The organism is Alicyclobacillus tolerans, assembly GCF_900142255.1.
Classification (GTDB): domain Bacteria; phylum Bacillota; class Bacilli; order Alicyclobacillales; family Alicyclobacillaceae; genus Alicyclobacillus_I; species Alicyclobacillus_I tolerans.
Genome location: NZ_FRAF01000048.1, coordinates 1 through 4,632, shown reverse-complemented (window position 1 = coordinate 4,632; position 4,632 = coordinate 1). Strand labels below are relative to the sequence as shown.

The following is a 4,632-nucleotide window of genomic DNA, read 5'->3' as shown; positions in this document are numbered from 1 at the left end:
TTCTTCTGCACACTCCGCCGGATTCGGCTCTATTTTCGTCTCTGTCGCATTTTCGACGGCAGTCTAGTTCCTCATTACCTACCGTACTCGAAAACGCGAATGTCGGGCAAATAGGGTGCTTGGACAAAGAGTTCCGCTTTGACTCCGCACAAGATCACGCCTGCTGCAAACGTTGTTCTCTTCGATACGCCGTCCAATCTCCACCTGGCACGACCATGCCGTTACGCCCGCCGCGCAAAAACCGGCTCAACTGTTGCTCGGTCATGTAGTACACCACGCCCTCGATGTTATTCTGCACATCCCAAACATGCGCTTTACTATAGAGCGTAGGGTACCCCTCCAGTCGATCTAGTGCCGCCATCCCCCGCGCCGTGACCCGAAGCCACTCACCTACTACGATGCCTGGCTTGTCCAGTAACACCGCCGGGTACGCTCCCAGAGATACCATCTGTCCCTGAATGCAACCTTCCCCAAGCGTGTTCAAGATATGCGGCTCCAAAACACCACGGTTGTACTCACCTTTTCGCAAACTGCCATACACAAATACCGTTGTATCCTGCATCCCAGTCTCACCTGTTTTTATTTTCTATTTTACCTAATTTTAGGAATATGTCAATAGAGTGGCCAGAGCATCAGGGTGCCCAACAGGGACACAACGGCAAAGTACACCGCCATCGGCGCTTTGTGGCGCACATCCGCTGGTGTGTATCTTGTGCAGAAGCGAGACCAGAACTTCTCAGTTACCAACGCCAGAAAGAGTGCTAGGAGCACCAGAAGACCTCCAAACCACCCAAATCCAAGGCCAATGAGCACCACCATCTCCACGTCGCCTAAACCCGTGCCATTTTTTCGGTGGGAGCGATACCAAAGGAGGCCAAGAATCAAGGCTGTCCCTGCCAGACTGGACACCGCGAGTACCTCCTCCCCACCATGAACTTGTCCCGTTCCGATTTCCAAAAAAACCATTCCGATTCCACCGAGGATGATCAGCGTCTCGGACACCTTGCGAATGGCCACATCCAGCACAGCGTTCACAACCAGTATCAGCGTCAACAAAAGATGCACAGGAACTGTACCAAACACCGAACCCGCCTCCCAAAAGAAACATCTATTTTCAAAAAATCAGCATAGAAACAGCAAAATCCGCCTTTTTGAAACCTAGATTTCGACTACTTTCTCGCTACTTTTCGACTACTTTCCTTGCAACTGTTCTGCCATCCAGAAATCCATGCCATACCCGACCGGTTTGGTGCACCACCACGTCGCCATCGGCGCACCGACGCGACCGTTTCATCACGCTTTTCCGACGTTTTTAGTTCACCATTCCGACTGTTTTGGTCGACCATTTTCGTCAAGTTGGTCGACCATCTTGACGTTTTTGGTTCACCATTTCGACCGTTTTGGTCAACCACGCTCATGTCTCATCTCTTGTACAACAAGCTTTTACAGTTTTTTGCCCGACCGTACATGCTGACATTTTAGTGTTCCGTTCATACATACCAAGACGACCGTATCTGCTGACAAAAAGGTTGACCCCAAAAGACCGCACCTTCCGACGCATCCACCGACTGTACCCACGGTCGAAAAAGGCGCATCGTTTCCGTCAATCATTCCCACCGTTCTTCCCCCGCCACAAAGAACTGCATGTCCGCTCGATCATCCTGCAACCGCCTCCAGATATCCGCCAGTTGGTCTCGCCGTTTCTCCGTGGGTGCAATCCACATCACACGGCGAAAACTTTCATGAAGCCCCTCCACTGCAGCGGCCCAGCGCTGCAATTTGTGCAAAATCACACGAGCAGACTCGGTATCGTTGTCATACTCAATCCACCAAAAGCCTTGTTGTCCTTTGAGCGCCGCATCCGGGCGTACCACGCCTGTACGCATATCCGCATCACTCTCCCCCAACGCCACATGGCGAACGTACGCCAGTTGATCCGTGGCTTCCCGCGTGCTGTACCAATCCGCGCCGTCTCGCCCGTACCGATGGATATAGCGCATGAGAATCGCTACAAGAGCCAACGTATGACTGGTTTGGTGACTGACCGGTTGCGGGGGTTTGGGTAAACTCAAAAAGTGTTTGGCAAAGAGTGCCCCCATCTCGGTCAGGTAGACAATTTCTGCCCCGTCCCGATGAAGACGGCGTTTCGCAAGCGGGTTTTCCAGATACGCTTCACGAAATTGCCGTCTGTGTCGCCAAAGTTTTGTAGGACTCCAGTCTAGTAGTTCGCACAAGTCTTCCACGCGAATCACGCCGGCATCCGCTACCGCGCCAATCATTTTTTCAAAGGCTGTGTAGTCTCCGTCTTTCCAGTGCAAAAGCACCTGCCATCTCTCCTTCTGACAAAGAAAGAGTGGAAGGCTATTTTTGTGTTCCCCTCGACCTTTTTGGCTCACTTTTTCGACCGCTTTGGTTGACCCTTTTCGTCAGTTTGGTCAACCATCTCGACGTTTTTGGTTCACCATTTTGACCGTTTTGGTCGACCATGTTCTCGAATAAATCCTTGCTTAGCAAGCTATTACAGGCTTTTGTCCGACCGTACCTGCTGACATTTCGATCTTCTGTTCACGCATACCAAAATGTCCGCACCTACGGTCAAAAAAGTGTGCTATACTTTCCACCATCACCCCATCCGAGGAGACGATGGAACATGCCTAAGATGACTCGTTGGGAAACTGATCATGAAGTCATACTGGCCTACTGGGAACAATTGAAATCCCTGTCCCCTTCTGTACGCAAAGCCGTTTGGGAAGAGACAATCCTACGGGGGATTCGCGCAGAGGAAAAACTGGCCGAGCGGCGCAACAAACGAAGTCAAGCGACGGTCAAAGCGTCCACACCTGTACCCAGCCGTCCCATCTCTGTGGATGAACCCGCATCCACGCCCGTAACGCAAGAAAGCGCCAAGGAAAAAACCTTGCCGCCGGAAGATGTCATGGACTTTTTGAAAGAGTTTCGATGAGAGTTGATGGGATGAGAGTTTATCTACGATTTAGATCTCAACATTTATTTTTTCTGACACGTAGGTTTGAATACGGACGTGCTCAGACTTTTTCGCCTGATACAAGCTTGCATCTGCCAGGCGCAGTAAAGTTTCTTCTTCTATAGAGTCTTCTGGAGAAGATGCAATTCCGATAGATGCCAAAATAGAAAGCGTATGCTCTTTCCATGTTACAGGTTCTTCTAGGACTTTATACAAATCCAGCATGGTTTGGAACGCTTCTTCCTTGTGAAATCCAGGAAAAAGGCATGCAAATTCATCCCCTCCAAGCCTTGCTACTCCAAATTCCGATCCTATCTTTTTTTGTAGTCTTTGAGCCACGGTCTTCAAAACGAAGTCTCCTGCCAGATGACCATAGGTATCATTAATTTCTTTAAAATTATCTAAATCCAGAATCGCTAAGCTGAGGGGCGTATGCTCTTCCCTAGAACGTTCCATTTCCTTTGTCAGTAGTTCATGAAAAAAACGACGATTAGGGATTTCTGTAAGATAATCATAGTGAACCAAAAAATCATTTTCTCGGTCTAATTGTTCTTTTTCGATAACTAGACCTGCGATTTGAACGTAGGGCCATATGAATGGACGTTCCGCGTCTGTCAGTGTACGTGATGGATGAAAAGCCATCCCCATCCATCCCACACGATGACCTTTGGTATTTAAAATAGGAAAACCGTAGACAGAATCGATTCCTAGATCTCGACATTGTTCTTGGAAAACCATAAGCATGGGGTCTGTCGGGGAAGACAGTGACGGTTCATCTGAAAAGTGGAGTTCCCATGCAGACATGTCTATGGATAAACGATAAGTTGCGAGTAACATCAACTTTCGTTTATGATCACGTCGTTCTTCTGCCCAAATCGCGGCCATAGATTCAGGAAATCGAATATGTAATCCCTGAAGGACTAAAGACAACACTTTTTGGGGAGATTCCCCCGTCACAATCCCTTGCATAATTTTCATTTGCAATTGGACAGCCTCTAAAGAGAGAGCATATACCGGCTCCTTCTTTCCTTCCGCCACAAAACTCACCCCACCCCGAATAAGGAATGCTCTATATCATACGCTGTCCATTATATCGAACCCAAGCCATATAGCTACCCAAGAATTTAACTAAAAACCAAAAAATTACGACCGATCTACTGATGCCATCTACAAGTTTCTCAACACAAAACACGAGGCAATAGCTATAGAAACGTCCATCCACCTTAACGTGGAGAGAATACCTACATCTGCTGTGAATCCTCTCATCGCGGTCTGCCATATGGCTTTCCTCTTCACTGTTTTCTCCACTCCCCTCGTGCAAAAACATACTCCCCTTGCCGAACGCCATACATCACACCGCGTTTCGTACCGCGTTTCCCTGTGGCTTTCTGAATCGTCACACTTTGAGACTGAATCCGCACATCACTGATGTGCTCCAAATGCAAGGCTACCTCGCCTGCCTGTAACGCGTGAATCGTGGTCCCCGGTGGCAAATTTCCTTGGGTCCAGGCGATATGCGTCAATGCCCATAATCGTCTTCTTTTCCCATTCGCTTTCCTACGCGGCAATACGCGCCCATCCACCACTCGATGGGCGCGAAAAAACCAGCGAAAAAACGACCACAGGAATTTCGGCAATGGTTTTCCCGC

General features: G+C 49.0%; 7 protein-coding genes. 1 reads left to right on the top strand and 6 read right to left on the bottom strand.

Annotated features, from left to right (window positions below):
• Window positions 1–154: 154 nt before the first annotated feature.
• The 4 genes from BUA75_RS15145 to BUA75_RS15130 all read right to left on the bottom strand — a co-directional run bounded on the left by BUA75_RS15145 (window position 155) and on the right by BUA75_RS15130 (window position 2,324).
• Complete coding sequence (locus tag BUA75_RS15145; protein ID WP_072875439.1) at window positions 155–562, bottom strand: gamma-glutamylcyclotransferase family protein; 408 nt, start codon at window positions 560–562, stop codon at window positions 155–157.
• 50 nt (window positions 563–612) lie between these two features.
• Entirely contained in the window at window positions 613–1,083 is a 471-nt protein-coding gene (locus BUA75_RS15140) for a prepilin peptidase (protein WP_072875437.1), read from the bottom strand.
• An 86-nt stretch (window positions 1,084–1,169) separates the two neighbouring features.
• Window positions 1,170–1,418: a hypothetical protein gene (locus BUA75_RS15135; protein WP_072875436.1), complete on the bottom strand. Its 249-nt coding sequence runs from the start codon at window positions 1,416–1,418 to the stop codon at window positions 1,170–1,172.
• A gap of 189 nt (window positions 1,419–1,607) precedes the next feature.
• Window positions 1,608–2,324 carry a replication-relaxation family protein gene (locus BUA75_RS15130; RefSeq protein ID WP_072875434.1) on the bottom strand — a complete coding sequence of 239 codons (717 nt, stop codon included), beginning with the start codon at window positions 2,322–2,324 and terminating at the stop codon, window positions 1,608–1,610.
• Between the two features lie 326 nt (window positions 2,325–2,650).
• Here BUA75_RS15130 and BUA75_RS15125 point away from each other — a divergent pair, with 326 nt between their 5' ends.
• On the top strand, window positions 2,651–2,962 hold the full coding sequence (locus BUA75_RS15125) for a hypothetical protein (protein WP_072875432.1): 312 nt from the start codon (window positions 2,651–2,653) through the stop codon (window positions 2,960–2,962).
• Between the two features lie 30 nt (window positions 2,963–2,992).
• Here the strand turns inward: BUA75_RS15125 and BUA75_RS15120 are convergent, their stop codons facing one another.
• Complete coding sequence (locus BUA75_RS15120) at window positions 2,993–4,021, bottom strand: GGDEF domain-containing protein (RefSeq protein ID WP_072875430.1); 1,029 nt, start codon at window positions 4,019–4,021, stop codon at window positions 2,993–2,995.
• A gap of 254 nt (window positions 4,022–4,275) precedes the next feature.
• The coding region (locus BUA75_RS15115) for a hypothetical protein (protein ID WP_207549791.1) at window positions 4,276–4,632 on the bottom strand (357 nt) is incomplete at its 5' end.